Raw genomic sequence first — 26547 nt, 5'->3', positions numbered from 1 at the left:
GGAAACACGTTATGAGCGGGAACGGGCTACCGGGCTCCTGCCGGCTGTACGGTCTCCACTACCGGAAAGCCCAGGACGCCGGTGCGGGTGCACAGGATTACTGCGCCGGCACCAGGCAGGGCGTCGAACAGATCACCCGACACCTCCAGCCGCTCCGTGGATCCTTCACCGGCTTCGATGTGTATGTAGCAAACCTTGTTCCGCGAGGACGTGGTCTTTTCTATGAAGCGGGTCTCTATGCAGTGCAGGGGTGCTCCCGGCCCGGAGTAATTGATGTGGCTGGCCACCGACGGGCCTAGCAGGAAGCTGCCGACGATCAAGCCAAAGTGCATGGTAAAGCGATGCTCGCCCCCTTCGTCGTATACCGAGGGGGCAAGACGGCGTACCAGGAAGGTGAGTAGCAGCGCCAGCGGGAGCCCTGCCGCACCGGCGATCCAGAAGAGCCGCATTCCGCCGAGGGTATCGTCGATACGACGCAGCTGCGTCATCAGCAGCACGATCGACAGGATGAAATACCCGCTGGCGAAATAGGTAAGATAGCGGTGGGAAGCGCGCTCCCCCCGCCGGTGCGCTCCCTTCGGCGGGAAAAAGGCATCCAGCGTCTCTTGTGCCGAAGCGATCAGCATGATCACCTGGAAGGCCACCAGGAGGAAGGCCAGCAGGCAGACGAAGCGGAGCGGCCCGCGCTCGCTGGCGAGGAGTACGAGCGGCACGGTTCCCGCTGCGATCCAGCCGAGGCGGCGGTAAAAATCCCGCTTGACGAAATCGGAAAAAGCATCGCCGGGCGATTTGCGGGCGGAGGTGGAATGACGACGGTGCGTGGTGCGCGGCATGTATGGTCAGATATGCTTAAAGCTACGTGCTGCTTTACAGGAGCAGCGTCCCCGCCCCGGCTTATTCCTCGTCCTCCTCCTCGGCCTCCGACAGCAATTCGCGCAGGCGCGCGGGCATTTCGATGTAATCACCCTCCTCCTCGTCTTCCGCTACATGAAACAACTCGAACTGTCCTTCATAAAGCCAGTAGAAGTCGCGGCTGATGGGACCCTGCCCTTCGCTCCAGATCTGGTCCACGTTGGCATAGAGCGCGCCTACCAGCTCCATGACGTCGCTCGTGGCGATGGGATGCGCGAAGGCGGCGCCTTTCGACGGCACGGCCACGAGGGCGCCGTAGGGGCCGATGGCGTCGGGCAGTCGGCGCTCGAGGTCAAGCACGAGGGCCGCGGCATAGTCGCCACTGAAGATCCCGTATACGGTGAAGCGCTCGGCAAAGAGGTATTCCTCGATCTCGATCTCTTCGGCGGGCGTGTTGGCGATGGCGGAGGCGAAGAGCTCCTCCTCGGGCTTCTCCCACTCGCCGATATCGTCGCGCGAGACGTAGTCGAGCTGCCCTTCGTACTCGATGATGAGGAAGGACCAGGTGCCGGGCAGGTCTTCGCGGTGCACGAAGCCATCGAGGTCGGCGTCGAGGCCCGGCTCGAAGTCGCCTGGCTTCACGAGCACACGGAGCAGCGGCTCCGCATATTCGAAGTCCTTGTAGAGGAACGCGTAGGCGGCGCTGTGGTCTTTGAGCTTATCGAAGTGGGCCCAGATGAGTTCTTTCCATTCCGACTTTTCGCTAATGGCCAGCAGGCGCACGAGGTTGTCGAGAAAACGGTGCTGCTGCTGGTCGTTCATCTCGGTGATGAGCGTGCCTTCCGCTTCGCCGGTAACGGCGATGCCGTGCTCCTCGTGGTAGCGCAGCGCGAGGTTCATGATGTCGTTGTATTCGGCTGCGCTGATGGTGCCTTCGTAGGCTTCGGGCAGCGGGCGCTGTGAGGGACCGGGTGTTGTCATATCGAAAAAAAAGTGGCCGTTGATGCGCCGGCCGGGTGCTGAATGTAGGAAAAGTTCGGGAGCAGTGCCGATGCAGTCGGGATGCGGGTGCCTGCGGGTAAACAGCAGCGCCTTCCGGGTTCCGGGGCCGGCAGTAAGTGCTGCGGCGTCAGCGAACGGCATTATCGGTGCAGGCTATCTTGAAGTGGGCGTGTTGCGCGCTCGCCTCCGGTAGCGCAGACGCCGGTGTAGCCGGCCACGGGTTCCAGGAAACCGGTTGGCCAATACGCGGCATGCGCAGGCAGGACTTACTCTTCCTGGTATTTCTGGTCCACGAAGTCTGCGGGGTCGCTGTAGTCGCTGTTCAGGTAGACGTTCGCGAGGATGAGGGTTGCCGCTACGGCAACGATCAGGATCACCATCCACATTGCTTTTTTCACCTCCATGGTCGCTCGATTTAGGAGCCGCCCCTTCGCGGGTGGCCCGGCCGCAAAAGTACGCTTTTTGCCGGAAAACGAGGCTGGGTGCCCTTCGGGGGCCTGAGGCCGGGTCCGGCTGAAGCCCGCCACGCGCTGCTTGCCCGGGCACTTTAAGGATTCCTTAAACCCGGCAACCCTACCTTACCGGCAAACACCGACAGATGAAGACAGCACTACTTTTTCTCTGCCTCCTCGGCGCGGGCACCGCCGGACATGCGCAGCGCCGGCTCGAAATCGTATGCGAGGTGGCGGACGCGCAGGTGAACTACGGCCGCGCGGAGCACTACCTTCCCGATAGCCTGCACTCGCTGTTCGTGCGACCCAAACGCGGCGTTTTGATTTACGGGCCCGACCTGGTGAATGTGCTGACGCTCTACGGCTGGAAGTTCGTGGGCGCCAGCCCCGGCCTCCACGAGGCCAGGTACAGCAACAAGCCAACGGTCTATTACCTGAAGCGGGAGGTGCTGCTGAGCGAGGAAGCCTATGTGGAGATGCAGCACCGGATCGAAGCAGCGCTGAACGGGAAACAGTAGGGAGCGCCTGGCGTGAGCAGGAAGGTCACTATGGCCGGAATCTCATGTCTCATGACCAGTACCGGCCGCCTTCATCAACTATGTCCTCATTCCTTCGCTACGGCCGGCCGGTCGCTTTCCTCTTCCTTGCCTTCCTCGATCATCTCGTTCACCTCGGACATCTGCCCGGGCTCGAGGTCTTCTACGGCGGCCTCCTGCACGGGGCTGTCGTTGTTGAAGTAAAAGCGGCAATATAGCGGCAGGTGATCGGAGCCTACCGGATCGAGGGTGCAGAACTCCTCCACGAACACCTCGGTGGAGTGAAAGAACAGGTCGATCGGGAAGCGGAGCAGCCGGTAGCGCGCGTGGTACGTGGAGATAAAGCCACGGCCGATGCGCGGGTCGATGAGGCCCGAGGTCTTGCGGAACAACACCGAGGAGCGGGCCCAGGCAACGTTGTTGAAATCGCCCACCACCAGCACGGGTCCCTTGAGGTCCTTCACCTTCTTGGCTACCGACAGCAGCTCGCCGTCGCGCTCCTTCGAGTTCGGCTCCTCGGTGGGGCTCGGTGGCGCGGGGTGCACCCCGAACAGGGTAAAGCGGGTGCCGTCGGGCGAGGAGAGCTCTGCCTCGATGCTGGGGAGGTCGTCGGCCACGAAGTAGTGCACCTGCAGGCGATGCACGGCAAGGCGCGTCCAGAAGTGCATGCCGTAGGTGTTCTCGAGCGCCACCTTCTGGTACCGCGGGTAATCGCGGTCGAGCACCGACAGCGCCTGCTCCCAGGCGGCATTGGATTCCATGGTGAGGATGACGTCGGGATTGTGCTTCCGGACCGTTTCGACAAGGCGGTCGTACTCCGTGTTGAACTGGTAGACGTTGACGGAGAGGATGGAGCAGCTCTCGCTGCGCTTCTGCGCCTTGTTGGCATTTGCTCCGCGATAAAGCTGCGTATACGGAAAAAGGATGCGGAAATTGTTGGCGGCCAGCAGCAGCAGCGCCCCCTGCAGCACCCAGAAGGACGTACCGCGCTCCACCAGCCAGAAGCCGAGCCCCAGCACGATCAGCTGCAGCACGAAGGCCTGGATGCGGCCAAACTCCCAGATGCGGAACATCCAGTGCGGATGCGGCACGAAGGCCAGCACCGACGTCACAATGAGCAGCAGCGCTGATATGACGTACCAGGTATCCATATACTTCCCTTCGTTTGTGATTCGGCCATTTCCTATACTGTTGATCGCTTTGCCCGGCAGGGCCTTTCCACTAGGGAATATTCAAGAATGTTGCCAACAAACGGCCGGGCTTGATGCGGCGGCGGCCGGGCTTCAGGAAGCCGCGGTACGGAGCCACTCCGAAAGCAACAGCTCGTCTACATCGGCAAGGGTTCGGAGCTTGATATGACGCATCCCCTTTCCCGTTCCCTCGAGCCGGCTCTGGGGATCCCGGAGCCGGAGGGCGTCGTAGAAGCCGAGCGTCACGTACGCCTTCGCGGTCTTGAGGTAGGCAAAGTCCTGCGCAGCCCGGAACACCGGCCGGCTCCACTTGTAATCTTCCTGTACGCCGGGCACGCTGTTGTGCACGATGCGGCGCACCGCCTCAAGGATCGGACGCTGGGCCTCGCTGGCTTCGCTGATATAGCGGCTGACTTCAGGGTTCATGCGGGATGGGTTCGTGAGCGGCAAGTTAAGCTACGAGGGGCACATCCGTGGCTTCGCAGGAACAACGGGTCGCCGGGCTGCCGCATAACTACGGGAAGCGGGCTCAGCCGCCGCTGGTGCGGCGCAGCGAATCCAGCCGCTGCTCCAGGTGCTGCCAGCTCCGGTTAAGCTGTTCGAGCGGCGTCCGCGAAGGCAGTTTTTGCTGCTGGTACCGCTCCATCAGCGGCAGGGTCAGCAGCAACTTCAGCATGCCGTGCACATCGCCGATGGCGGCCTCGCGCTTTTGAAGGCTGCTGTCGAGTGCGGTATGGCCGGCCGTACGGCGGGCCTGCGCGTCGCGGCTGCTCCGCACCAGGGCAAGTACCCGGCCGCGGAGTACCGTGTCGCCGATCGATGCGGCATACCGTTCCGCATCTGCATAGTACCGGGTACTGTACCGGGTGTACGCATCGTAGGCCGCAAGCGAATCCGCCTTTTGCGCTGCCATCGCCCGCACCTGCCCGTCGAGGGCTTTTAGCGGTGCCGACCGCGACAGTGTATCGGCCCACAACTCGGAGAGCAGATCAGTGGAAGCGCGCTTGCTGAAGTAGGCGTCGTCGGCCTTGGATGCGCCCACAACCGGGCCTTCCTGCCGCCGCGCCGAACCGCCGCAGGCGCCGAGTAGCAGAAGCATGAGGGGAAATAAAAATATCCTGTTCATAAGTAGCGATTGCTGGTGATAAAGTTGGGGGCGCATAAGGGGCACCGGCAACACCCATTGCTGCGTCCGTCGCTGCAAGAGAAAGAACAGCGGGAAGATCGGCTTCAGGTGTGCGTGCGGCTTTGGTGCTTCCGCCCGTCGAAAAGATACGGAGGCCGCCGTTGGGCATCATCGCTTTAAGAGAAACTTAGCAACCGCCCTCACACCTGCGCCAGCAGCCAGCCTGCAAGCGTCCCGCCAAGCACTACCCAGGCGCTGTTGATTTTCCGGAACCCGAACGTCACGATCGCAGCCGCAATGGCGATCAGAAAGGTGCGCCAGTCGGTAAGCGCTGCACGCCCCATATCGATGCAGACGGCAGCGATAAGGGCCACCGACGCTACGTTGACGGCATCCAGGAAAGCAGCGAAGGGCTTTGATGTCCGCAGCCTTTTCACCAGCGGGTTGAGCAGCGCCACAAAGAGAAAGGCCGGCAGGAACACGCCCGCCGTGGCCGCTGCCGCGCCGCTCCACCCACCCACCTGGTAGCCCACGAAGGTGACCGCGGAGAACACCGGTCCCGGTGTGAACTGGCCCACGGCGATGGCGTCGGCGAGCTGCGTCCGCGTGAGCATACCGGTAGTTACCAGCGCCTCGTCGAGAAAGGCGAACAGTACATAGCCGCTTCCATAGAGCAGGGCGCCGATCTTGAGAAACGTGAAAAAAAGGCTGGTGCTGCCGACCGTGGCTGCGGAAGGAGGCAGGGCCTGCAGGAGAAAGAAGCCAATACCCTGGTGCACCGTCCCCGCCCGCCTCGCCAGTGCGGCGGCGAGCCCCAGCAAGCCTGCGCCAAAAAGCACGGCCAGTTCCGGTGTACCGAGTAGCGCAGCCAGCAACGCTACCCCACCGAGGAGCGCATGCCCCGCGCTTTTGAACGAAGCCTTCGCCAGTGGAAATACGGCCGCCAGGATAATGGCGATGATGGCCGGCTTGATGCCGTACAGGAAGGGCTGCACGGCGGGCAGCGCTCCATAACGACGATATGCCCAGGCAATGCCGGCAGTAAGGACTACAGCAGGAAGGATGAAGCAGCAGCCGGCTACGATGAGTCCCCTCCAGCCCGCGCGCTCCTGCCCGAGGTGCATGGCCAGCTCGGTGCTGTTGGGCCCGGGGATCAGGTTGGTGGCGCCTACAAGGTCAAGAAAGCGGGTGTCGTCGATCCAGCCGCGGCGGCGCACCACCTCGGCGCGCATGAGGGCGATATGGGCCGCGGGCCCGCCAAAGGCAATGATGCCCAGCCGCCCGAACAGGCGGGCGAGTTCGTTGATTCGTTCGTTGCGGGAAGACATGCTCGCGCAAAGATGCGGCGCTACGGCATGCCGTAGATCTTCACCAGCGCCACGGCCGTCATGAGCAGCCAGATGCCGTTGAGCACCCAGCTCGCATAGGCCTTCTTGCACACGGCGTAGATGATGAGAAAGGCGCAGCCGATGATGTTCATCACGAGGTACGCGATGGATTGGCTTTCGATGAGGTCGAGGCTGTTGAGGCTGTAGGCCGAAAGGGAGAAGACGGCGCCGGTCCATCCCGCCGCCTCGATCGCTATTTTCCTGGCTAGTGGCATCCGCTTTAATTTAGTGCAAAGCACGCGCAATGCGGGGGCCGCAGCAATGCCGATCCTTCATTGACTAATGCATAAAACGGATCAATCAAATGGAGCTGCAGCAGATCAGGTATTTCATCGCCCTCGCCGAGGAGTTGCACTTCTGGCGCACCGCCGAGAAGCTCTTCATCACACAGTCGGCCCTCAGCCGCCAGATCAAGGCACTCGAGGACGAGCTCGGCGTGCAGCTCTTCGAGCGCAGCAAGCGCAGCGTGAAGCTCACCCGGGCGGGCAGCTTCCTCTACGAGCAGTGGCGCCGCCTTACCGAAGACATCGACCGCATCCACCGCCAGGCACGCAGCCTGCACGAGGGCAGCTTCGGCTTTATCCGCATCGGCTACCCCGGCTCCCTGTCCTATGGCTATTTGCCCGAGCTCGTGTCGGGCATTGCGGGCGAGCTGCCGGAGCTCAAGATCGAGCTCGTGGAGCCCACCGATACGAGCTTCGAGCAGCTGCTGCTGAATTACCAGATGGACATCGCCTTCCGCCGCGACCCGGCGCACAACCCCGCGCTGTCGTCGGAATTACTGTACGAAGAGCCCTTCGCCCTCATCGTGCCCGCAGGCCACCGCCTCACCAAGGAACAGTTCACCGGGCTGCATGACCTGCGCAACGAGAAGTTCATTTTATCGGGGCTTCACCACGGCACACACTACGTGTCGGGCCTCCGGCAGCTTTTCCAGGACGAGGGCTTTGTCCCTGACGTGCACATCGAATCCGACTTCGGCGGCGTCATCATGGGGCTCATTGCGCGCGGGCTCGGCGTGTCGGTGCTGCCTGGCTCCTATGCCTTCGGCGCACCGCCCGACGTCCGCTTCATTCCACTACCGCAGCGCACGAGCCTCTACGTCACCTGGCGCAGAGACGATCACGAGCCGGCTGTAAAGCGGGTGCTGGAAGTGGCGCGGGCCACGGCAAAAAAATTCGAATGAAACGGACGGGTAGTCGTTTCTCGATTGATTCTTCGGCATTCCATCGGGAAGCATAAAGCGTCAGGGGTCAGAAGGTCATCCACTACCGTCGGGCAGTCCCTACTCACGCCTGATGCCTCACGATACCGCCGGGCTACTATTATTCAGAGAAAGCTTCTAATTCCCCGGGCGGGAGGCCGACGTAGGCTTGATCTTCTTCTCGAACACCTCGATGACGGCCGTCTTGAGCTTGTCGTAGGCGGGGTCTGACTGAAAGCCGACCGGAAACGTAGCATGCGTGTTGCCCCGGTTCATCCCGAGCAGGTAGGTAGGACCGCCCATCTCCACCGAAACGGGCGAATACTCCGTTTGCACCTGCAGCGTCACCTCGCCCTGCGCGTCGAGCAGGTAGAAAATGTGCTTGTAATACAGCTTGCCGGTACCATTTTCATAGCGCTCGAAGGCCATGACGCGCTGGCCGTTCCACTCAAACTGGTCGAAGCAGAACATATCCTTCATGGGGCTCTTCAGCAGGCCCGCGCGGTGGGCAGTATACAGCTTTTCCTTCCAGGGCCGGGCCTTGTCGTACTCCTTACGTTGGTAGTAGACCTGCACCAGCTTCGCAAAGGTCCGGTAGTCGGTGCTGTCAGACGCCGCCAGCTCCAGGAAGGCGGGCTCGGCCCTGTCGGCAGCCCCCTTCAGCAGCTCCAGGAGCCCGACGTTGAACAGTGCGTTGTGGTAGGACGGTGAGCCGCGCTGCCCTTTCTCCCGAACCACATAGTGTGCCTGCAAGGCCTTGTCGGGCTCGTTGCGGTCGGAGTGGATCTGCGCGATCATCGCGAACGGACGCTCCCCGGCATCGCTCAGCGCGGCCGCTGCCCGGTAGGCGGCCAGGGCCTCGTCGTGCTGCTTCAGCCCGTAGTGTGCATCGCCGAGCGCGCTGTGGTAGCCGCTTTTCTCCGGCTTCTGCGCGATCGCCTCGCGTAGCGGCGGCAGCGCGTCGGCATATCGGTCCATATACAGGTAGGTGAGGCCCTTGTAGAAATACGCCCGGGCCTCTTTGGCATCCTTGGCGATCGCCGCTTCGAAGTAGCGGAGTGCCCGCTCGTTGTCCTCCTTCATGAAATAGGCGTGGCCGATGAAGAAGAGGCCGCCCGCGGGAAGATCCTGCTCTTTCGGAACGTAGTCTGCGATGATCTTATCGTACTGGCCGGAGTCGGCAAGCGACCGCATGACAGCTACTACTCCTTCGTCCTGGGCATGGAGGGAAACGGTCGTCAGCAGCAGCGAAAGCGTAATAAAAAAGAGGCGCATAGCAGTTAGTTTGGAGTTTGGTTACTGAAGGAGGTAAAGGTTATTGAACAGCAGTTTGTAGGATCCCTGCGCCTGCCCGCGGAAGATGATCTCGGGCCCGAAGCCATAGAAGGTGCCCTTCCCCGAGCGCGCCGAGAAAGCAGCTACCCCGTCTTTCAGGTAGGCTTGGCCATGGGCCCAGCCGCTGCGCAGCGGGGCATCGGAGCCAAACCAGGCAATGGGACGAACGCTGCCTGTGGCCACCGACGAAGCCGGCAGGCGGAACACCGGGCTCCGTGCAAATACAACATCGGCCGAGTCGGGCATGCCCCAGGCAGCGGGTAAGGTTGGATCCACCTGCACGCGCAGCACCGAGCCCGGGATGTAGAACTTCTCATTAGGCAACGCGCGCTCCTCGCCGTTCACGGTCTCGGTAAGCGCGTTGCGCACCGGCAGCTTCAGGTGGTAGGCCAGCGCGGTGCTGCTCCCGATGCTGACGATGGAGCCGCCCGCTTCGAGGAAGCGCTGCAGCGCGGGCACCGTGGTATCGGCGCTGAAGCGACCCACCGTGTTGCGGTACTCGGCGGGCAGGTCGTCGATCCGGGGCTGCGGGCGCATGGTCTCCGGCCGCGCGCCCGCGGGCGGTACGGTGCCGCTTATAAACAGCAGCACATCATATCGGCTGCGCAGGTTGCCGCTGTCGACGCTCTTTACGTACACGCGCTCGGCCGGGAAATGGTATTGCTCCAGGATCCAGCGTGCCCAGCCCGAAGGCTCGGAGCCGCCATAGGGCTCGAAGATGCCGACCCGCAGCGGGCGCAGGCGCGCCAGCGCGGATGGGCGCCGCGGGGCTGCCGCCACGGTGATACCGTATTGCGTAACTGCCTTCGCCAGCAGCGCTTTGCCAGCGGCGGGCACATAAAAGGTGCCGGCCGGGTGCGCGCCATCGGCTGCCGTGAGGCGGTACACCTCTATGCCGGCCGCCAGCAGGTCGTTGACCGCCGTGAACGAGTGGTTGACCGCGGGCGAAAGCACGAAGCCGTTGCGTCCCGATGCCATGCTGCCCTTCGGCTCCTGAATGGCGCCGTAGGGGATCGTTTCGAAAGGTCCCTCGAAAGCATTCATCACCCTGGTAAAGCGAAGGCCCATCGTATAGGCGGGCGTCCAGCCGGCGGCGTCGTAGGGTGCTACGGGCGGACCGCCCGGGTACTGTACGTCGTTGGGATGATCCTGCGGACCGAACAGGTCGAGCACATGGGGGCGGAAGGCCTGGTCGGTCTTGACCACGAAGGAGCCTTCGGGATAGGTGACGCCTTCTACCGTAAAACTACGGGTGGCGCGCTGCACGCGCACGCCGCTGTAGAGAAGCGCGTTGATGAACTTCACCGCCGTGGGCATGTCGGGGCCGTCGGCCGGGATGATGAAGCCGCGCGGATCGCGCAGTGCCGGGTCCTTGAATACGAGGTCGAAATACCTGGCCGGAAGGGTATCGGCACGGACCGCCTCGTCGCGGCGCAGCTTCTGGTCTTTGCGGTAGGCATTCGTGATGGAATCCACCAGTCGGGGCGTCAGCGTCCAGTGGTCGCGGGAGCCGGCCTCGATGGCATTGCGGCCCATGCGGTAGATGTTATACAGCAGGTGCTCCCGGTTGCGCACGGCATGATCGAGCACGGCATAGTTGAGCGACACGGAGTAATCGATCGAGTTGCGGAAGCGCCAGGGCCCGGGCGTGACGGGGTTGGGCGTGGCGCCGTTGGGCACGAGTCGCGAAGGCACGAGCGGCACTTTGGAGGGCGTGGGATCGCCGATGATCTCTGTGAGGATGCCGATGATGTTGTGGTAATACGCCGTGGTGCGCAGGCCGCCGTTCCACCAGGTCGAGAATACGGAGCCCGAGCGCTGTGTGTAGCCCGGCTTGCCTTCGGCGTTGAGGCGGCTGTTCATGGCGGCGCCCACGGCGTCGAGGCTCGTCACGAGGAGCGGGTCGTATACATAGTTGAACGGGTCGCGGTAGGGCGGGCCGGCCAGCACGGAGCCGGCGGGGCCGCTCTGGTGGTGGTTGTAGAGGATCTGCGGGATCCACTCCACGTACTGCTGGCGGCTCATGTTCTGCGTCTCCTTCATGTTCATCATGTAGAAGTCGCGGTTGTTGTCGTGGCCGATGTATTTCTGGTACTGCCGCGGCAGGTAGCGGAGCGAGCGCTGCTTCGGATCGGCGCGGCGCATGTACCAGTCGGACTGCAGCTCCTGGCCGTCGGGGTTGGCGTGCACGAACAGGATGATGGCGTCGCGGAGGATGCGCTGTGTTTCGGCGTCGTTACGCGACGCGAGCTGCCATACCGTTTCGATCAGTTGATGTGCTCCGACCGTTTCGTTGGCATGCAGGCCGCCGTCGATCCATACGATGGCCTTGCCTTCGGCGGAGAGGGTGCGGGCAGCAGCCTCGTCGAGGCCCTCGGCACGGGCAAGGCGCTGCGAGATGCCGCGGTAATGCTCGAGGCGCGCGAGGTTCTCCGGTGCCGACATAATCAGCATCCACTGGGTGCGCCCCTCTTCCGTACGCCCGATGTCGGTGAGGCGGATACGGTCGGAGGCGGCGGCCAGCTTTTTAAAATACGCCTCCGTCTGGGTATAGTTGGCGAGGTGGTAATCGTCGCCGATGGCGAAGCCGAAGTGGTCTTTGGGAGCCGGGAGCGATTGGGCGAAGGCTGCCCGGGTGCTCAGCAGCAGCAGGAAAAAGAAGGTCAGGGTTCTCATGTGGGGGTGTGCATTGGCCCGTCAACATACGGCAGAACCGCCAGAAAATGAAAGGGTACCCGGAAAGTAAAGGGGAGCCGGTCCGGCCGCATATTATCTTAACGTTAATTCTCCGTTACCAAAAGGGCGTGGCGGATGTGGTAGTATTTTTGCCCCCACGATTAAAACTACGTATGGCATTTACATCATTCATGAAACTGTTCAGCCCGAAGGACAAAGTATTCTATGGTCTTTTTGAAGAAGTAGCGAACAACGGGCACATCATGGCACAGAAGCTGGCTGCCATCGTAGCGGAGACCGATATCTCCAAGCGCCAGAACATGGTGAAGCCGATCGAGGACCTCGAGCATGCTTCCGACGAGCTGACGCACCGCATTTTTACGGAGCTCGGCCGCAACTTCATCACGCCCTTCGACCGCGAAGACATCCACTTCCTCGCTTCCGCGCTCGATGATATCGCCGATTATATCTACGCCTCTGCCAAGAAGATCAAGCTGTACCACGTCAACCCCACCGACGACGGCATTCAGCGCCTCTCCGAGATCATCGTGCAGGCCACCGCTGAGGTGAAGACGGCCGTGATGGAGCTCCGCGACATGAAGAACATCCGCAAGATCACCGACGCCCTCGTGCGCATCAACTCCCTCGAGAACCAGGCCGACGACATCGCCGACATGTTCATCGAGCGCCTCTTCTCCATGGAGGCCGACGCGAAAGAGATCATCAAGAAGCGGGAAGTATACCAGGTGATGGAAGACGTGACCGACAAGTGCGAAGACGCTGCGAACGTCATTGAGTCCATCATCGTCAAATACGCGTAAATCCGAATGGGGTAATGGGATAATGGGAGGATGGGATAATGCAAAAGCTCCATTTGGGCAGAACAACCGATCCACTGCTTCATTTCCAGTAAACCAATTACCCCATTAGCACATTACCCCATTACCCCATCCGTCTATGACCTTCATCGTCGTTATCATAGCGCTTGCGCTCATTTTCGATTACATCAACGGCTTTCACGATGCCGCCAACTCCATTGCCACGGTGGTATCCACCAAGGTGCTGACGCCGTTCCAGGCGGTGGTCTGGGCCGCCGTCTTCAACTTTGCCGCCTACTTCATCTTCAAGGATCATGGGGTGGCCGACACGGTATCGAAGACCGTGCACTCCAGCGAGCTCGGGCAAAAGGCCATGCTGGCTGTTGTTTTCTCCGGCCTGATCGCCGCCATCACCTGGAACCTGCTGACCTGGTGGTTCGGCATTCCTTCGTCCTCTTCCCACACGCTTATCGGCGGCTTTGCCGGCGCAGGTATTGCGGCCGGTGGCTTCGGGGTCGTAAACTCCGAGGTGGTGATCCGCACGGCGTCCTTCATTTTCCTGGCGCCCCTGGTGGGTATGCTGTTCGCCTTCATCATTTCGGTCTGGTTCATGGCCTCCTTCCGCAAGGCCCTGATCCCACGCCTCATTTCCATTGGCGTCATCGTAGGCATCGTGGTCACGCTGATGGCGGTGATCAAGACCAACCGCGTAGACATCGCGGGCATCAAGATGGAGACCAACGAATCGGGGCAGGCCTTCCTGAAAGACGTCTCCAACAAATCCTCCGCCCAGCTGATGGGCTTCAAGAAGGGCGACATCGTGCTGGCGGCCAACGGAACCCCGATCACCGGCAAAAAGGAGCTGGACGATGTAATGAAGGCGACGGGCTCCGGCACGTTCACCTACACAGTGCTGCGGAAAGGTGAAACCCTGACGCAGACCACTCCCTATATCACGCATTATCAGTCGCGCTTCAGCCAGGTCCTGTTCTTCGGCGAGAACTTCAAGTGGTTCCTGCTCGGCCTTATCCTGATGACCCTGGCCGTGTTCACGCTCTGGCTCAACCGCCTCAACACGCACAAGTCGAACGTCTGGTTCAAGCGCCTGCAGCTTGTTTCGTCGGCGGCCTTCTCCATTGGCCATGGCGGCAACGACGCACAGAAGGTCATGGGCATCATCACGGCTGCGCTCATCGCCAACGGCACCATCCAGACCTTCGACCAGATGCCCCATTGGGTACCCCTGGCCTGCTATACGGCGATCGGCCTCGGCACGATGAGCGGTGGCTGGAAGATCATCAAGACGATGGGCACACGCATCACCAAGGTGACGCCCTTCGAGGGGGTAGCCGCGGAAACTGCCGGCGCCGTCACGCTCTTCGTTACCGAATACCTGAAAATCCCCGTGAGCACCACCCATACCATTACCGGCTCCATCATGGGTGTAGGGGCCACCAAGCGCCTCTCCGCCGTGCGCTGGGGGGTAACCATCAACCTGCTCTGGGCCTGGCTCCTCACGATCCCGGTGAGCGCCCTGCTGGCCGCGCTGGTGTACTTTGTGGTGAAGCTGTTCTTGTAAGTCCGGCAATCGGCAATGCTTACGCCGGAATAAAGAACGGATGCCTCGGGCATCCGTTCTTTTTGCAGTGCATCGCGAATTGCCGATTGCCGATTCCCGATTCACGTATTTTTGCCCCCTATGGCAAAAATCCTTGTTACGGGCGGCTGCGGCTATATCGGCTCCCACACGGTAGTAGACCTCATCGAGAATGGCTACGACGTGCTGTGCGTCGACAACAACGTGCGCTCCAACGGCGGCATCCTCGAAGGCGTGGAGCGCATCACCGGCAAGAAAGTAAAGCACTACAAGGTCGACCTTTGCTCTTTCGATGACACCTTCGCCATCTTCCAGGAAAATACCGACATCCAGGGCATCATCCATTTCGCGGCCTATAAGGCGGTCGGCGAATCGGTGGAGAAGCCGCTGATGTATTACGAGAATAACCTCACCTCGCTCACCAACCTGCTGAAGTGCGTGCAGGAGTTCTCCATTCCCTGGTTCGTATTCTCCTCTTCCTGCACGGTGTATGGCAACCCCGACGAGCAGATGGTGACGGAGCTGACCCCGCAGAAGCCGGCCGAGTCGCCCTACGGGGCCACCAAGCAGATGGGGGAGCGCATCCTCACCGACTTCCAGCTGGGCAGCAAGTCGCACTGCATCCTGCTCCGCTACTTCAACCCCGTAGGCGCGCACCCCTCCAACCAGATCGGCGAGCTGCCCATCGGCAAGCCGCAGAACCTGGTGCCGGCCATCACCCAGACCGCCATCGGCAAGCTCCCGAAGATGACGGTGCACGGCGGCGACTACCCCACGCGCGACGGCTCCTGCATCCGCGACTTCATCCACGTATCCGACATCGCGCACGCGCATACCCTTGCGATCAAGTTCCTTCAGGAAGGCCGCCAGGAGGCCGGCACCGAGATCTTCAACCTCGGCACCGGCAACGGCGTCACCGTTTTCGAGGCCATCAATGCCTTTGAACGCGTATCGGGCCAGAAACTGAATTACGACATCGGGCCGCGCCGCCCCGGCGACGTCGTGGCCATCTACGCCAACAACGACAAAGCGCGCACGCAACTCGGCTGGGACCCGCAGCACGGCATCGACGACATGATGCGCACCGCCTGGGCCTGGGAAGTGCGTCTCCGCGACGACAAGCAGCTGTTCGGTTCGGCACCGGCGGAGCTGAATTGAGGTCGTGAATCGGCAATCGGCAATGCTGACGCCGATAACCAGGAAAGGATGCCGTTGGCATCCTTTCCTGTTACTTGCCTCGCTACGTCAATCTTTCCGGTCCCTGCTTCCCGGTTGCAGGCGTCCTCCCTGTTGCCGCGCCACGCGATTGCCGATTCCCGGTTACCGATTCACGATTGACGATTCACGATTCCTTACCTTCGGCCCCGAAATCACAATCCCCCGCATCCATGCTTAAAGACATACAAGCCACCGGAAAGAAAGACACGCGCAGCGGCTTCGGCGACGGTATTGCCGAAGTGGCCCGCACCAACCCCAACGTGGTAGCGCTTACCGCTGACCTCGCCGGCTCCCTGAAGCTCCAGCAGTTCATGAAGGAGTTCCCCGAGCGCTTCGTGCAGGTAGGCATCGCCGAAGCCAACATGATCGGCATCGCGGCCGGCCTCACCATCGGCGGCAAGATTCCCTACACCACCACCTTCGCCAACTTCTCCACCGGCCGCGTGTACGACCAGATCCGCCAGAGCGTGGCCTACAGCGGCAAGAACGTGAAGATCTGCGCCTCGCACGCCGGCGTCACGCTCGGTGAGGACGGCGCCACCCACCAGATCCTCGAAGACATCGGCATGATGAAGATGCTGCCCGGCATGACCGTGATCGTGCCCTGCGACTACGCGCAGACGAAGGCCGCCACCATCGCCATCGCCGACTACGAAGGTCCTGTGTACCTCCGCTTCGGCCGCCCGGCCTGGCCCATCTTCACCAAGGAAGAAGACTTCGTGATCGGCAAGGCCCAGCAATTCTCCGAAGGCACCGACGTCTCCATCTTCGCCTGCGGTCACCTCGTCTGGAACGCCATCCAGGCTGGCGTGGCGCTCGAAGAAAAAGGCATCTCCGTAGAGGTGATCAACATCCACACCATCAAGCCCCTCGACGAGGAAGCGATCCTGGCATCGATCCGCAAGACCGGCTGCGCCGTGACGGCGGAGGAGCACAACGTGATCGGCGGCCTCGGCGACGCGGTAGGCCAGGTGGCCGCCCGCAACTTCCCGGTGCCCATCGAATACGTAGGCACCCAGGATACCTTCGGCGAAAGCGGCACCCCCGACCAGCTGATGAAGAAGTACGGCCTCGACGTAGCCGACATCATCGCTGCCGCCGAGCGCGCCATGGCCCGCAAGAAGAAATAGGGCTCGCGTTGCTCGCTGGGTTTTTGAACTACAAAGACACAGAGATACAGAGTGACACGAAGATTTTTTAAAGGACGCCGTTGGCGTCCTTTTTTTGCACTTGTTTTCCTACACTTTTTGCCGGCGCAAGCGCCTCGCAGGCGTCAAAGAGGAAAGCGGGTTTCTCGCAGAGACGCAAAGGCGCGGAGACGCGGAGGCGCTATTATGTGTTTGCAGAGTTTATCCCGCCAGGGCGGGGCTTACCAGTGGGTTCACACGACGGCACGGAGCCACAGCGAGAGATGCACCCGGTGCGTCCTTTCCTTGTACGCTGATCCCCACGTCTCCTACGCCGTGCCGCTGTGTCGCCGTGCCGCCGTGTGAAAGTAACGTCCTGCCGTAGGCAGGACTAGAGTCTCTGCGTGCTCCGCGGCTTTGCGTCTCCGCGCGAAACCCGCGTTATGCTTTAGGAAGAGCCAGGCGCCTGCGCCGGGAAAAACGAAAGGACTGCTACACCCGAAGCAATCACCCCACATCTCCGCGTGAAACCCTCGTGTTGCTATAGTAAAAGCCAGGCGCTCGCGCCGGGAAAAAAATGCTCCGTGCCACTGTGGTTCGACCGGCCGTGAGCGCAGCGAACAAAAAAGAGGCCCCGTAGAAATACGGGGCCTTGTCAGATAGCAAGCAAGCGATACGTCCTTTATTTCAGCACGCCGAGGTCGCGGCCCACCTTGGTGAAGGCGGCAATGGCCCGGTCGAGGTGCTCGGGGTCGTGGGCGGCCGAGAGCTGCACGCGGATGCGGGCGAGGCCCTTGGGCACTACCGGGAAGAAGAAGCCGATGACATACACCCCTTCGGCCAGCAGCGCATCTGCAAATTTAGCGGCCAGAACCGAATCGTACAACATTATTGGCACGATCGGGTGCTCCCCGGGTTTTATGTCGAAGCCCGCCTCGGTCATTTTCGAGCGGAAATAGGTTGTGTTGGCCTCGAGCTTATCGCGCAGGGCCGTCGTTTCGCTCAGCAGGTCGAGTACGGCAATGGAGGCGCCGACAATGGCAGGCGACAGCGTGTTGGAGAAGAGATAGGGACGGCTGCGCTGGCGAAGCAGCTCGATGATCTCCTTACGGCCCGACGTAAAGCCGCCCAGGGCGCCACCCAAGGCTTTTCCGAGGGTACCGGTGATGATATCGATCCGGCCCATCACGCCCTTGAGCTCGTGGGTGCCGCGGCCCGTTTTACCCATGAACCCGGAAGCATGGCATTCGTCTACCATCACGATGGCATCGTAACGGTCGGCGAGGTCACAGATCCTGTCGAGCTGGGCTACGGTGCCGTCCATGGAGAACACGCCGTCGGTAACGATGATGCGGCTGCGGGCGCCGGCCGCCTCTTTCAGCTTCGCCTCTAGGTCGTCCATGTTGTTGTTCTCGTAGCGGTAGCGCTGGGCCTTGCAGAGGCGCACCCCGTCGATGATGGAGGCATGGTTGAGCGAGTCGGAGATGATGGCGTCCTGCTCGTTGAAGAGCGGCTCGAACACGCCGCCGTTGGCGTCGAAAGCGGCCGCATAGAGGATCGTGTCCTCGGTGCCGAGGAACTGCGCGAGCTTTTGCTCCAGCTCCTTGTGTACGTCCTGCGTGCCGCAGATGAAGCGCACCGACGACATGCCGTAGCCGTGGGTGTCGAGGTAGCGGTGGGCCGCCTCGAGGGTCTTGGGATGCGAGGAAAGTCCGAGGTAATTGTTGGCGCAGAAGTTCAGCACCTGCTTCCCGTTGACCGTGATCTCCGGTCCTTGCGGCGAGGTGATGATGCGCTCGTTTTTATAAAGGCCCGATGCCTTGATCTCCTCGATCTCGGTCTGCAGGCGTTGCACAAAGCGTTCGTTCATACGAAGGGTTTGCGCAAAGATAGCGGGGTGGATCTCAGATCGGTGATCTTGGATCTGTGATGTGTGATTTCAGATTTAGGCTGGCGCACGCGGCCTGCACCTCGATGCGGTTGCAAGGGATGCGCTGACCGGATGGAAAACACGATGCCCGGTACGGGTTGCGTACCGGGCATCGGAGGTCCATTACTTTCTTATCGAAGCAGACATTAAACCAAGGGCCGCCGGGAAAAGCGTGTGATGTTGGATGCGGGAGGAAACGTCCTGCTGTCGGACACTTTCCCTCACGCCTCACGCTTCACGACACGGAGCGATCCATCGGAAACGAATGCTAGAACTTGAGCGCGGCCATCACACCGAAGAAGCTCCAGTTGCTCTTGTTCATGGTGTTGTTATCGTCGTCCTTCTTGCGGAACCAGGTCTCATACTTCACTTTGACGTCGAGCATCGACACGCGGACGCCGATCGCGGGCGCCAGCAGCACGGGCGAGCCCATGTCCTTCGTCATCGGGGCCACGCCGGTTTCGAGGCCGGCATAGATCATGGAAACGCGGTACTTGATGCCGGCACGCACGGGGAAGGCCGTTATCGCCACGCCGTCGACCACGCCGGGGAAGTGGAGCACGCCCACGGAGCCGGTAACGCCGAGGCTCAGGGGCAGCTTGACGTCGAGGGCGAGGCCACCACCGTAGCCCATGTTAAATACTTTTCCGAACTCATTGGTCGGGAAGGCTACCTCTGCGTAGGGCCCGATGCCGAAGCCCTTGAGTTGCGCGAAGGAGGCAGGTGCGGCCGCAAGGCCCACCAGTACAAGGAGGAGTCGTAAGGTTTTCATGCCCCGAAATAAGGCAAAAAACGGTTACCAACATGTGGCTGGGCTAGAGGAAGAGATAGGCCATCGCCATCCCGAACAGGCCGACGATGATCAGGAACAGGTACAGCGCGTAGTTGGGATCGCGGCGGATGTACTCGCTATGCCGCGATGCTTCCGGGGCCTCGCTGACCCGGGCTTTGAGGGATCGTTGCAGGTTCATAAGAAGGATAATTAGGCGGCCCGTGCTTTTTGGGCAAGACACCGGCGGCGGTTCTGGTAGTTGCCCTAAGCTACTCAAACCCCCGCCACCCTTCGGCGCAAATAGGCAAAAACCCCGGACGGAACGCCGGAGCCCGTGCTTTCAACGATGAAGCCCATAAAAAAGCCCGCCGGAAGGGCGGGCACCAATCCGGTGATCAGGCGTCGCCGCGGCGGGCGTCGTCGGGCTCCTGATCGGGGTTAAGGTAAGAGCGGCCAGGGCGCTGCTGGGCGCCATACCCGGAGGCTACGTCGTTGGCGATGCGGTCCCAGTAATCGGATTGCTGCGTACGCCCGCCGGGGCGACGGTCTTTGGGCCGTTCGCTGCCGCGCGACCCGTTGTTGCGGGAATTGTTTTTCATAGTTCCTCGTTTTCCAATGCGTAATAAATTGGGAATAACCCGATTGGGCGCTCCCAAGGCGAAAGGTCGAAAAAACTGTGCCGGAAGAACGCCGCCCGGGATTTCGGTTTTTGAAGGATTGTCTTATCTTAGTGGCTCCTACCGTCCAATCTCCTGTCGGATTTCCGTATCCCTATATCCCCTGAGGCCGCTCCAATTTCCTTGAAGCTTATTGTACCCTTTAAAGAAATCCGCATGCGCCCCACTGTACCCTTCCTTGCCGTACTCTTTTTCCTGGGATCCCTGCTTCCCGCCGCCGCCCAGACGCAACAAAGCGCTTATGGCTTCCTCACCCTGGGTGCCCGCACCCACAAGCTGCACGCCATCGTGAGCTGGGAAACGATCCAGGAGCTGACCATCACCGAATTCCGCCTCCAGCAAAGCAGCGACGGCCAGCACTTCCGCACTGTGGGCCAGCTGCCCGCCTCGCACGACACCACGAAGCTGCGCCACAGCTACAGCATCACCCTGCCCAACGCCGGCGCCGGCGTTTCGGTGCTGTACTACCGCCTCGAGATCGGCGTCAACAACGGGCGCACGCTGTACAGCAAGACCTTCCCGCTGCGCTTTACCGAAGCGGTGGAGCCCGCTCTCGTCATCCAGCCCAACGTCGTAAGCGGTACCCTGCCGCTGCGCATCGAATCGGATTATGAAGGTGCCGCGCAACTGCAGGTGTTCGACCCTGCCGGCGGCGTCGCCTATACCGAAGGCATCACCCTCAGCAAGGGCCTGCAGCTGCGCAGCGCCGACGCGGCCCGCCTGCGTCCCGGACTCTACGTGGCCGTTATTACCGCACCGGGGCTGCGGCTCCAGCAGCGTTTCTTCCGTCGCTGAGCAACCAAAATCTCCATACACCTGACGCCCCGCCCATGCGGGGCGTTTTTGCGTCTGCCCGCAACAAAAAAGCGCCCGGCAGGGCGCTCTGTGCACGTTTACGTTCCTGGCTCAGCGGTCCGTTTCCTCGCCGCTGCTTTGCTCCGGCATGCCGTCGTTGCTGCCACCAGACAGATCGTCGCGGCCGCTGCGGCCACCGAGCTCTTCGATGCTCGATACGTCCTGCTTACGGATTCCGGCTTCCTGCATGTCGCTGCCACCCCGGAGCTCCTCGGAGCTGCGGTTTACCTGCTCCTCCCGACCGCGCCCGGTATTCTCGGCGCCGCCACTTCCTTGTTGCGCTTGCTTCAAAAGATCGTTTTCGACAAAAACACAAACAGTGTGCTAGGAAGCGGCAATGCAGTCCTGCCAGCACCACCGGACTCATCACCGGCGGCCGGATCCGAAAAGAAAAGGGCCGCAGTGCAGCCCTCCAAGATGGTTATTCCATTTAACGGATCCTATAGTCGTCTCTCCCGTCAGCACATTCCCCATCACCCCATTAGCACATTAACCCATTAGCACATTACTTGATCATCTTATTCCGGATCAGCTCCATGAGGTCGGGCTTGTAGTTCTCGCCAATCAGGATCTCGGCGCCCACGCCCTGCAGGCGGAGCAGGTTGCCTTCGATGCCCGTGATGCGCGACAGCGGAATGATGAACGACTTGTGTACCCGCATGAACTGCTTCTGCGGCAGGCGCTCCTCGAGTTCCTTCATACTTGTATACACGAGGGTCTTCTGGCCGCCGCGGTGAATGGCCACGTAATTCTTCATCCCTTCGATATAGTCGATGTCGGCCAGGTTGATCTTGAGCAGCTTGCCCTTCGATTCGGTCTTGACGAAGAGGTAATCGTCCTCGGCCTCGGTTGCCGGCACCGCGCCGGCAGGCTGCAGCACCGCCATGGCTTTCTGCACGGCCTGCAGGAAGCGCGGGAGGCGCACGGGCTTCAGCAGGTAGTCCACCACGTCGAGCTCGTAGCCCTCGAGCGCAAACTCGCTGTAGGCAGTGGTGAGGATTACGCGTGCCTTCCCGTTGATGGCCTTGATGAAGTCGATACCGGAGAGCTCGGGCATCTGGATGTCGAGAAACACGAGGTCCACCTTGCCCGCGGCTACCACCTGGAGGGCCTCGATGGGGTGCGTGCTGCTGTCCACGAGCTCGAGGTAGGGCGTTTGCCGCACGTAGTGCTCCAGGATGTCGATGGCGTGCTGCTCATCGTCCACGATCATGCAACGGATCATAGTCGGTCAATGGTTAGTTCAGTGGTATAAATGTCGGCATCTTCCTTCACCTCGAGGCGGGCGGCCGGGCCATAGGCGAGGTCGAGGCGCGTCTTGATGTTCTGCAGGCCGATTCCGGTGCTGAGCTCCTTGGGGCCGGTCTTCTTCTTGTTGGTGCAGGAAAAGACGACGGCATTGTGCTCCACGCGCAGGCGGATGCGGATCGGGTGCGCCTCGCTCTTGAAGTCGCCGTGCTTGAACGCATTCTCCACGATGGTGATGAGCACGAACGGGATGATGGTGGCCCCGTTGATGACGCCCTCCACCTCGAAGTGGACGTTGAGCTTGTTGCTGTAGCGCAGCTGGTTGATCTTGATCACGTTGCGGACATGCTCCACCTCGTCTTTCAGCGGCGCCTTGCCGTCGCGCGTGTTGCCGTCGGAAAGGGCATAGCGCATGATGTCGCTGAGGGTGAGAATGCCTTCGGAAAGCTCGTTCGAATAGGGCAGCGACTTGGCGTAGAGAAAGTTGAGCGTGTTGTGCAGGAAGTGCGGGTTGATCTGGGCCTTCAGGAAGTTGTAGTTGGCCTGCGACTTCTCGATCTCGAGCTGCAGCTTCTGCTCCTCGAGCACCTTGCGCTGCTTGCGCTCGTCGCGCAGGAACACGAAGTACGACAGCAGCAGCGATACGCCGAGGTAGAACACCGTACCCATGAAATAGCCTACGACGATGAGCCCGGTAGTGACCTGCTTCTTGCTGGAATGCTGCGGGCTCAGGTGATAGCTCAACACGTAGTAACCGATGAGGGCGAGGGCGATCAGGATGCTGTAGCGCAGGAAGCTGAGAAAGGAGCGCCGGTTCACCAGCAGCCGGTAGTAGCCGTTGAGCGTAATGTAATAATACAGGACCACGAAGAGCAGCGTGAAGACCTGGTATATGAGCTGATTAACGGTCAGCAGCTCCTTCCAGTTGAACTCCTTCGAGGCCACGGGCGACATGGAGGTGATGAGCAGCGTGAAGAGGAACCCGGCGAGGAAGAGGCCAAGCACCACCCAGAACACGTTCCAGAATTGAAAGCGCTGCTTCGTTTTCATGAGAGCGGAAAGTAAGGACATTTTATTCATAGTTCGGATACTCTGGGGTCGGGAATCGGCAATCGGGAATCGGCAATGCTCACCCACTGCCTTCATCTTTCTTTCTACCTTGGGATCTGCGAGGCCCTGAGACAGAATAAGTAGGCGACTCTCGATTCCCGATTCCCGATTCCCGATTCCCGATTCCCGATTACCGATTGCCGATTGCCGATTGCCGTTGCTTACTGCCCGATGCCGATGCCGCCACCGCCGCCCTGCGTGCGCTTGGCTTCTTCTTCGGCGATGGTGTTGCGTTGCTTCGCGGCCTTCACCTGCTTGTTGCCGAAGCGCCAGGTCATGTTCAGCTTGAACTGGCGGCTTTCCCAGCGGGCCTGGAACTGCGACTCCTGGCCGGCGAAGGAGTTGGAGCCGCGGAAGCGCAGGGTCTGGAAGATATCGCTCACCGAGGCCTTCACGGTAGCCTGGCCGGCGAAGAGCGTCTTCTGCACGCCGAGGTCTACGGCGCCCATGGCCTTTGCCCTGAAAGTACCCTGGTGCACGGTGGGTGCATTATAGAAGCCCGTGAGCTCGCCGGTCCAGGTCTTGTCCTTACCAAACTTCAGGCTGTTCTGCACGAAGAGCGTGAAGGCGGCGGCGGCGAGGTCCACGGTGCGGCCGGGTCCGAAGTCGGCCTTGTACATCGCGTAGTTGGTATTCATGTTCACGAACGAGGTAAAGTTCTTGTACATGAAGGGGTAGCTTACGTTGAGGCTCACGATGTCCTGCGTGGCGAGGTTCTTCTTGGTGATGAACGACTTCGAGCGGTCGGCCGTGTCGATCAGCTGCGTGAAGATATCGGCTACGTGGCTGTAGTTCAGGGTGGCGTTCAGCTTGTATTTATACGTATGCGTGAGGCCGAAGGAATTCGTGTACTGGGGGCGCAGTTCCGTGTTGCCTTTCGAGAAGGTGTACTCATCGAGCTTGAACTCGAAGGGGTTCAGGTCGGCGTAGGCCGGGCGGTCGATGCGGCGGCTGTAGGTCAGGTTCCACACCTTCATCGGGTTCTTGTTGAAGGTGATGGCGGCCGAGGGGAAGAAGTCGGTATAGCTGCGGTCGAAGCCGGAGGCCGTGGGCTTGTAGCTACCACCATCGAGCACCTCGCCGTTGGAGCGGCCGCCCGTTTCGGTATGCTCCACGCGCAGGCCGGCCTGGATCATCATGCCTTTGAGCGCGCGGTTGTAGTTCACGTAGCCGGCATGGATCGTCTCGTCGTAGCGGAAGCGGTTGCTGCGGTCGCGGTCGAGCGTTTCTGCGTTGCCATTCACATTGTAGCGGAGGAAGTCGTTGTCGGTGCGGATGAACTTCGACAGGCCACCGACCCCGAGCTTACCCTTGGCGAAGTTCTGCTCCCAGTCGGCCTTCAGCGAGGAGATGTCGATGCGCGTGGGCGACACCATGCGGTATTCCACCGTGTTGATCTTGGTGCTTCCGTCGGCGGCGAAATACGTGTTGGGCTGACGCTGGTCGGTGTTGTTCTTGAAGTAGCCATAGTCGGCGTTCACGGTGAGGCTGCGGCCTTCCTTGCCCGTGAAGGCGTAGTTGAGGTTGCCGTTCAGGTTATCGCGCTGCATGTCGCTCATGGAGCCGGCGCGGAGCACGCGGGTAACGGCGCCGGTGGGGCGGTAGATGATGGGCGTGCTGCTGCTCATGTTCATCTCGGGTGTGGCGAGCGAGCCGTTCAGGAGCAGGCCGATGGAGTGCTGCTTGCTCAGCGTCAGGTCAGCGCCAACTTTGAAGCCGTGGCTGATGTTGTCGAAGCGGTTGCGGCCCTGCTGGTCGAACAGCGTGTCGCCGATGCTGCGGTAGATGTTCATGCGGCTGGCGTTGCGGCTGTTGTTGTAGTTGTAGTTGCCGAACAGGTTGACGTTCTTGTTGCGGTAGTTGAGCGAGGCGCCGGCGTTGTACTTGGCGAGCTCGCCGATGTTGTAGCCGGCGGTCACGGAGCCGTTGGCGCCGAAGTTCTTGTTCTTCTTGAGGCGGATGTTGATGATGCCCGCGTTGCCGGCAGCCTCGTAGCGGGCGCCGGGGTTGGAGATGATCTCGATGGCTTCGATCTGCGTCGACTGCAGCGTCTTGAGGTATTGGGCGAGGTCGGTGCCGGAGAGCGGCGTCGGGCGGCCGTCGATATAGACCTGTACGCCGTTCTTGCCGCTTACGGAGAGGTTCTCGTCCTTATCCACCAGCACACCAGGGCTCTTGCGGAGCAGCTCCAGGGCGTCGTTTCCGGTAGCGTTGATGGTGCCTTCCACGTTCACCACCATCTTGTCGGCCCGCACTTCCACAATGGGCTTGCGCGACTGCACCGTTACGGCGGCCATGTCGGCGGCTTTGGCGGGGCTGAGCGCGAGGTCGGGCACCGTTACCGGCGCCGTGCCGAGGGTGAAGGGGGCGGAGGTGCCGGCCGCGAAGCCTACGTAGGTGGCCTGCACGCGGTAGGTGCCTTCGGGGATGGCAGCGAAGGCGTAGGTGCCGTTGTTGTTGGAGACGGCGAGCTTCACCACGGCGGCTTCGCGCAGCAGGGAAACGGTGACGCCGGCGAGGGGCTTGCCGGCGGCGTCCTTCACGAGGCCCGTCACGCTCTGGGCGGTGGCGGTGAAGCCGGCGAGGAGCGCGGCGCAGAGGAGGAGGAATAAGGATCTCATAACAAAGGTTTTTATCAGTTGGGAGTGGTTTCAGAACCTGCCGCAAACGTAAAACGCCCCTTGCCGGGGGCGAAAAACGTTACACGAAAGAGGTTTTTGCGGGGACAAAAGCGGGAGGCCGGCAGGCGTCAGGCGTGAGGGAGCCCCGGGCGCAGGCAGTTCCTAAGGGTGGGAAACGGCTTACCGTAAGAAACGGTAGGTACGCCGCCTTAAACCCTTGGGCCACCTGCCCTTTTCCAGGATTTTACGTCGGCGATGGTGGGATACGGTCCTTTGCAGCAAGGAAGGGTTGCTTACAGGCCGGCGTCCGAAGCGAGGCAGGCAGCGCCAAACAAGTAGACGCCAACTCAAAGGCTGATTGGGGTGCATCCCGTAGGGATGCAGGAGAGCGCGGTAAGTCCAGTTTGCGATGAGGCGTTGCGGCACCTCACCTGCTATACTTCGAACTTTTCCTCCACGTTGGCGAGCACCTCGCAGTCGCAGCGGCCGCCATGGGCCATCAGCCAGGCTACCACCTTTTTCGGGTCGGCAACGCCCGCTTCCGCCAGGAACGTCTTCGTACGCCGCAACGTATCGTCGCACTCCTCCTCCTCGAGGGCTTCGCCGAGGTGGTCGAACAGGTCTTCGAAAAGTGCCCGCGGCATCGGGAGCGTCGATTCGAACGTGGCGGCCGCCGAGCGGCGCAGGGCAGCCAGGGCAGCTTTGCGTTTTTCTTTTTCGGAGGAAGCGGGCATTTGTTCGCGTTTATCCCCCACAAAATACGTAACCCGCCGGCCGGCCGCTGCAACGCTTCAAAAACTCCGGGAACCGGGA

Annotated in this window: 26 protein-coding genes; 7 read left to right on the top strand and 19 right to left on the bottom strand. The window is 61.2% G+C overall.

Annotated features, from left to right (window positions below; all coding sequences use genetic code 11):
• Positions 1 to 26: 26 nt before the first annotated feature.
• From ABD937_RS00610 to ABD937_RS00600, 3 genes are all read right to left on the bottom strand, one after another.
• On the bottom strand, positions 27 to 833 hold the full coding sequence (locus tag ABD937_RS00610) for a hypothetical protein (protein ID WP_345252640.1): 807 nt from the start codon (positions 831 to 833) through the stop codon (positions 27 to 29).
• A 61-nt stretch (positions 834 to 894) separates the two neighbouring features.
• Positions 895 to 1995 carry a hypothetical protein gene (locus ABD937_RS00605; protein WP_345252639.1) on the bottom strand — a complete coding sequence of 367 codons (1101 nt, stop codon included), beginning with the start codon at positions 1993 to 1995 and terminating at the stop codon, positions 895 to 897.
• A 125-nt stretch (positions 1996 to 2120) separates the two neighbouring features.
• Positions 2121 to 2258 carry a hypothetical protein gene (locus ABD937_RS00600; RefSeq protein WP_345252638.1) on the bottom strand — a complete coding sequence of 46 codons (138 nt, stop codon included), beginning with the start codon at positions 2256 to 2258 and terminating at the stop codon, positions 2121 to 2123.
• Positions 2259 to 2452: 194 nt separating this feature from the next.
• Here ABD937_RS00600 and ABD937_RS00595 point away from each other — a divergent pair, with 194 nt between their 5' ends.
• Positions 2453 to 2824 carry a hypothetical protein gene (locus tag ABD937_RS00595; protein WP_345252637.1) on the top strand — a complete coding sequence of 124 codons (372 nt, stop codon included), beginning with the start codon at positions 2453 to 2455 and terminating at the stop codon, positions 2822 to 2824.
• Positions 2825 to 2910: 86 nt separating this feature from the next.
• On the opposite strand, the gene ABD937_RS00590 is transcribed toward ABD937_RS00595, so the two are convergent.
• From ABD937_RS00590 to ABD937_RS00570, 5 genes are all read right to left on the bottom strand, one after another.
• Positions 2911 to 3993, bottom strand: coding sequence for an endonuclease/exonuclease/phosphatase family protein (locus ABD937_RS00590; protein WP_345252636.1), 1083 nt, complete (start codon positions 3991 to 3993; stop codon positions 2911 to 2913).
• Between the two features lie 132 nt (positions 3994 to 4125).
• Positions 4126 to 4458 (bottom strand): DUF1801 domain-containing protein, encoded by a 333-nt coding sequence (locus ABD937_RS00585; protein WP_345252635.1) that lies wholly within the window; start codon positions 4456 to 4458, stop codon positions 4126 to 4128.
• A 103-nt stretch (positions 4459 to 4561) separates the two neighbouring features.
• Entirely contained in the window at positions 4562 to 5131 is a 570-nt protein-coding gene (locus ABD937_RS00580; protein WP_345252634.1) for a hypothetical protein, read from the bottom strand.
• A gap of 227 nt (positions 5132 to 5358) precedes the next feature.
• The gene (chrA, locus tag ABD937_RS00575) at positions 5359 to 6486 is read right to left on the bottom strand and encodes a chromate efflux transporter (protein WP_345252633.1); all 1128 of its coding nucleotides are present in this window, start codon (positions 6484 to 6486) and stop codon (positions 5359 to 5361) included.
• A gap of 20 nt (positions 6487 to 6506) precedes the next feature.
• On the bottom strand, positions 6507 to 6761 hold the full coding sequence (locus ABD937_RS00570) for a CBU_0592 family membrane protein (protein WP_345252632.1): 255 nt from the start codon (positions 6759 to 6761) through the stop codon (positions 6507 to 6509).
• A gap of 89 nt (positions 6762 to 6850) precedes the next feature.
• Here ABD937_RS00570 and ABD937_RS00565 point away from each other — a divergent pair, with 89 nt between their 5' ends.
• A complete protein-coding gene (locus ABD937_RS00565; RefSeq protein WP_345252631.1) occupies positions 6851 to 7732 on the top strand; it encodes a LysR family transcriptional regulator in 882 nt (293 codons plus the stop codon).
• 156 nt (positions 7733 to 7888) lie between these two features.
• Here ABD937_RS00565 and ABD937_RS00560 read toward each other — a convergent pair whose 3' ends face one another.
• On the bottom strand, positions 7889 to 9025 hold the full coding sequence (locus ABD937_RS00560) for a tetratricopeptide repeat protein (protein WP_345252630.1): 1137 nt from the start codon (positions 9023 to 9025) through the stop codon (positions 7889 to 7891).
• Positions 9026 to 9046: 21 nt separating this feature from the next.
• A complete protein-coding gene (locus ABD937_RS00555) occupies positions 9047 to 11761 on the bottom strand; it encodes a M14 family metallopeptidase (RefSeq protein WP_345252629.1) in 2715 nt (904 codons plus the stop codon).
• 173 nt (positions 11762 to 11934) lie between these two features.
• Here ABD937_RS00555 and ABD937_RS00550 point away from each other — a divergent pair, with 173 nt between their 5' ends.
• The 4 genes from ABD937_RS00550 (at position 11935) to ABD937_RS00535 (ending at position 16524) form a co-directional block, all read left to right on the top strand.
• Positions 11935 to 12582 (top strand): DUF47 domain-containing protein, encoded by a 648-nt coding sequence (locus ABD937_RS00550; protein ID WP_345252628.1) that lies wholly within the window; start codon positions 11935 to 11937, stop codon positions 12580 to 12582.
• Between the two features lie 136 nt (positions 12583 to 12718).
• Complete coding sequence (locus ABD937_RS00545) at positions 12719 to 14158, top strand: inorganic phosphate transporter (RefSeq protein WP_345252627.1); 1440 nt, start codon at positions 12719 to 12721, stop codon at positions 14156 to 14158.
• Between the two features lie 120 nt (positions 14159 to 14278).
• Positions 14279 to 15334: a UDP-glucose 4-epimerase GalE gene (galE, locus tag ABD937_RS00540; RefSeq protein WP_345252626.1), complete on the top strand. Its 1056-nt coding sequence runs from the start codon at positions 14279 to 14281 to the stop codon at positions 15332 to 15334.
• A 230-nt stretch (positions 15335 to 15564) separates the two neighbouring features.
• Positions 15565 to 16524: a transketolase family protein gene (locus ABD937_RS00535; RefSeq protein ID WP_345252625.1), complete on the top strand. Its 960-nt coding sequence runs from the start codon at positions 15565 to 15567 to the stop codon at positions 16522 to 16524.
• A 679-nt stretch (positions 16525 to 17203) separates the two neighbouring features.
• Here ABD937_RS00535 and kbl read toward each other — a convergent pair.
• The 4 genes from kbl to ABD937_RS00515 all read right to left on the bottom strand — a co-directional run bounded on the left by kbl (position 17204) and on the right by ABD937_RS00515 (position 19822).
• Positions 17204 to 18391 carry a glycine C-acetyltransferase gene (kbl, locus tag ABD937_RS00530; RefSeq protein ID WP_345252624.1) on the bottom strand — a complete coding sequence of 396 codons (1188 nt, stop codon included), beginning with the start codon at positions 18389 to 18391 and terminating at the stop codon, positions 17204 to 17206.
• Positions 18392 to 18719: 328 nt separating this feature from the next.
• Positions 18720 to 19223 carry a hypothetical protein gene (locus ABD937_RS00525; protein ID WP_345252623.1) on the bottom strand — a complete coding sequence of 168 codons (504 nt, stop codon included), beginning with the start codon at positions 19221 to 19223 and terminating at the stop codon, positions 18720 to 18722.
• 43 nt (positions 19224 to 19266) lie between these two features.
• Positions 19267 to 19422 (bottom strand): hypothetical protein, encoded by a 156-nt coding sequence (locus ABD937_RS00520; protein WP_345252622.1) that lies wholly within the window; start codon positions 19420 to 19422, stop codon positions 19267 to 19269.
• Positions 19423 to 19618: 196 nt separating this feature from the next.
• Positions 19619 to 19822: a hypothetical protein gene (locus ABD937_RS00515; RefSeq protein WP_345252621.1), complete on the bottom strand. Its 204-nt coding sequence runs from the start codon at positions 19820 to 19822 to the stop codon at positions 19619 to 19621.
• Positions 19823 to 20056: 234 nt separating this feature from the next.
• Between ABD937_RS00515 and ABD937_RS00510 the strand changes: the two genes are divergently transcribed.
• On the top strand, positions 20057 to 20695 hold the full coding sequence (locus ABD937_RS00510; RefSeq protein WP_345252620.1) for a hypothetical protein: 639 nt from the start codon (positions 20057 to 20059) through the stop codon (positions 20693 to 20695).
• A gap of 111 nt (positions 20696 to 20806) precedes the next feature.
• On the opposite strand, the gene ABD937_RS00505 is transcribed toward ABD937_RS00510, so the two are convergent.
• From ABD937_RS00505 to ABD937_RS00485, 5 genes are all read right to left on the bottom strand, one after another.
• Positions 20807 to 21046 (bottom strand): hypothetical protein, encoded by a 240-nt coding sequence (locus tag ABD937_RS00505; RefSeq protein WP_345252619.1) that lies wholly within the window; start codon positions 21044 to 21046, stop codon positions 20807 to 20809.
• A gap of 214 nt (positions 21047 to 21260) precedes the next feature.
• Positions 21261 to 21980: a LytR/AlgR family response regulator transcription factor gene (locus ABD937_RS00500; RefSeq protein ID WP_345252618.1), complete on the bottom strand. Its 720-nt coding sequence runs from the start codon at positions 21978 to 21980 to the stop codon at positions 21261 to 21263.
• Positions 21977 to 23053, bottom strand: a complete 1077-nt coding sequence (locus ABD937_RS00495) for a sensor histidine kinase (RefSeq protein WP_345252617.1) — start codon at positions 23051 to 23053, stop codon at positions 21977 to 21979. Before ABD937_RS00495 ends, ABD937_RS00500 begins: the two co-directional genes overlap by 4 nt.
• A gap of 221 nt (positions 23054 to 23274) precedes the next feature.
• Positions 23275 to 25734, bottom strand: coding sequence for a TonB-dependent receptor domain-containing protein (locus ABD937_RS00490; RefSeq protein WP_345252616.1), 2460 nt, complete (start codon positions 25732 to 25734; stop codon positions 23275 to 23277).
• A 434-nt stretch (positions 25735 to 26168) separates the two neighbouring features.
• On the bottom strand, positions 26169 to 26468 hold the full coding sequence (locus tag ABD937_RS00485) for a DUF2695 domain-containing protein (protein WP_345252615.1): 300 nt from the start codon (positions 26466 to 26468) through the stop codon (positions 26169 to 26171).
• Positions 26469 to 26547 lie beyond the last annotated feature (79 nt).

Source organism: Flaviaestuariibacter amylovorans (genome assembly GCF_039541815.1).
Taxonomy (GTDB): domain Bacteria; phylum Bacteroidota; class Bacteroidia; order Chitinophagales; family Chitinophagaceae; genus Flavisolibacter; species Flavisolibacter amylovorans.
This window is presented reverse-complemented; position numbering and strand designations above follow the sequence as displayed.

What these genes read in the sequence shown, in the direction of transcription:
- ABD937_RS00610 (WP_345252640.1), bottom strand. Translation starts at nt 833, where the DNA reads ATGCCGCGCACCACGCACCGTCGTCATTCCACCTCCGCCCGCAAATCG.
- ABD937_RS00605 (WP_345252639.1), bottom strand. Translation starts at nt 1,995, where the DNA reads ATGCCGTTCGCTGACGCCGCAGCACTTACTGCCGGCCCCGGAACCCGG.
- ABD937_RS00600 (WP_345252638.1), bottom strand. Translation starts at nt 2,258, where the DNA reads ATGGAGGTGAAAAAAGCAATGTGGATGGTGATCCTGATCGTTGCCGTA.
- ABD937_RS00595 (WP_345252637.1), top strand. Translation starts at nt 2,453, where the DNA reads ATGAAGACAGCACTACTTTTTCTCTGCCTCCTCGGCGCGGGCACCGCC.
- ABD937_RS00590 (WP_345252636.1), bottom strand. Translation starts at nt 3,993, where the DNA reads ATGGATACCTGGTACGTCATATCAGCGCTGCTGCTCATTGTGACGTCG.
- ABD937_RS00585 (WP_345252635.1), bottom strand. Translation starts at nt 4,458, where the DNA reads ATGAACCCTGAAGTCAGCCGCTATATCAGCGAAGCCAGCGAGGCCCAG.
- ABD937_RS00580 (WP_345252634.1), bottom strand. Translation starts at nt 5,131, where the DNA reads ATGCTTCTGCTACTCGGCGCCTGCGGCGGTTCGGCGCGGCGGCAGGAA.
- chrA (WP_345252633.1), bottom strand. Translation starts at nt 6,486, where the DNA reads ATGTCTTCCCGCAACGAACGAATCAACGAACTCGCCCGCCTGTTCGGG.
- ABD937_RS00570 (WP_345252632.1), bottom strand. Translation starts at nt 6,761, where the DNA reads ATGCCACTAGCCAGGAAAATAGCGATCGAGGCGGCGGGATGGACCGGC.
- ABD937_RS00565 (WP_345252631.1), top strand. Translation starts at nt 6,851, where the DNA reads ATGGAGCTGCAGCAGATCAGGTATTTCATCGCCCTCGCCGAGGAGTTG.
- ABD937_RS00560 (WP_345252630.1), bottom strand. Translation starts at nt 9,025, where the DNA reads ATGCGCCTCTTTTTTATTACGCTTTCGCTGCTGCTGACGACCGTTTCC.
- ABD937_RS00555 (WP_345252629.1), bottom strand. Translation starts at nt 11,761, where the DNA reads ATGAGAACCCTGACCTTCTTTTTCCTGCTGCTGCTGAGCACCCGGGCA.
- ABD937_RS00550 (WP_345252628.1), top strand. Translation starts at nt 11,935, where the DNA reads ATGGCATTTACATCATTCATGAAACTGTTCAGCCCGAAGGACAAAGTA.
- ABD937_RS00545 (WP_345252627.1), top strand. Translation starts at nt 12,719, where the DNA reads ATGACCTTCATCGTCGTTATCATAGCGCTTGCGCTCATTTTCGATTAC.
- galE (WP_345252626.1), top strand. Translation starts at nt 14,279, where the DNA reads ATGGCAAAAATCCTTGTTACGGGCGGCTGCGGCTATATCGGCTCCCAC.
- ABD937_RS00535 (WP_345252625.1), top strand. Translation starts at nt 15,565, where the DNA reads ATGCTTAAAGACATACAAGCCACCGGAAAGAAAGACACGCGCAGCGGC.
- kbl (WP_345252624.1), bottom strand. Translation starts at nt 18,391, where the DNA reads ATGAACGAACGCTTTGTGCAACGCCTGCAGACCGAGATCGAGGAGATC.
- ABD937_RS00525 (WP_345252623.1), bottom strand. Translation starts at nt 19,223, where the DNA reads ATGAAAACCTTACGACTCCTCCTTGTACTGGTGGGCCTTGCGGCCGCA.
- ABD937_RS00520 (WP_345252622.1), bottom strand. Translation starts at nt 19,422, where the DNA reads ATGAACCTGCAACGATCCCTCAAAGCCCGGGTCAGCGAGGCCCCGGAA.
- ABD937_RS00515 (WP_345252621.1), bottom strand. Translation starts at nt 19,822, where the DNA reads ATGAAAAACAATTCCCGCAACAACGGGTCGCGCGGCAGCGAACGGCCC.
- ABD937_RS00510 (WP_345252620.1), top strand. Translation starts at nt 20,057, where the DNA reads ATGCGCCCCACTGTACCCTTCCTTGCCGTACTCTTTTTCCTGGGATCC.
- ABD937_RS00500 (WP_345252618.1), bottom strand. Translation starts at nt 21,980, where the DNA reads ATGATCCGTTGCATGATCGTGGACGATGAGCAGCACGCCATCGACATC.
- ABD937_RS00495 (WP_345252617.1), bottom strand. Translation starts at nt 23,053, where the DNA reads ATGAAAACGAAGCAGCGCTTTCAATTCTGGAACGTGTTCTGGGTGGTG.
- ABD937_RS00490 (WP_345252616.1), bottom strand. Translation starts at nt 25,734, where the DNA reads ATGAGATCCTTATTCCTCCTCCTCTGCGCCGCGCTCCTCGCCGGCTTC.
- ABD937_RS00485 (WP_345252615.1), bottom strand. Translation starts at nt 26,468, where the DNA reads ATGCCCGCTTCCTCCGAAAAAGAAAAACGCAAAGCTGCCCTGGCTGCC.